The sequence below is a fragment of the Vibrio sp. 1249-1 genome, from assembly GCF_033340495.1.
In genome coordinates this window covers 1-561 of record NZ_JAWOWJ010000962.1, presented here as the reverse complement: position 1 = coordinate 561, position 561 = coordinate 1, and the positions used below count along the sequence as shown (strand labels likewise).

Sequence of the window (561 nt, the reverse complement as noted above, 5' to 3'; positions counted from 1 at the left end):
TGGTCGGTTGGTCATCGAAGATAGTCACTGGGAGCACCGCAGAGCTGGTGTCACCATCAAAGTCCGTCGCGATGATTGGGAAGTTCAGCGTTAGCTCGTCGCTATTAATAGCGTGATCGATTGGGCCTTCCAACGTGAAGTTGTAAGAGCCATCCACATTCACTACCAACGTAAATACTGGATTGCCATCTGCCGTCGCACTGTAAGTGAAGCTGCCGTCAGCATTTGCCGTTTCTACGAGTACAACCGCTTCGCCGTGCGATGTTAATCCTGCTACAGGGTTCGTCGAGCCGTCGAGTTGATAACTCACCACTCGATCAGAGCCTTCTGTTGTAGTGAACTTACCGTCAATAGAAACAACGCCATCTTGAGCAGAGCCAATACTCGTTAAATCGTCTTCATCCACTGTAATGGCATCGACGTTTGTGATGGTCGGTTGGTCATCGACGATAGTCACTGGGATCACCGCGGAGCTGGTGTCACCATCAAAATCCGTTGCGATGATTGGGAAGTTCAGCGTTAGCTCGTCGCTATTAATAGCGTGATCGATTGGGCCTTCCA

1 protein-coding gene is annotated in these 561 nt (G+C 50.3%); it reads right to left on the bottom strand.

Going from position 1 to position 561, the window contains the following annotated elements; genetic code table 11:
• On the bottom strand, positions 1 to 561 hold a 561-nt coding region (locus R7Z50_RS29935; protein WP_318150075.1), incomplete at both ends, for a DUF5801 repeats-in-toxin domain-containing protein.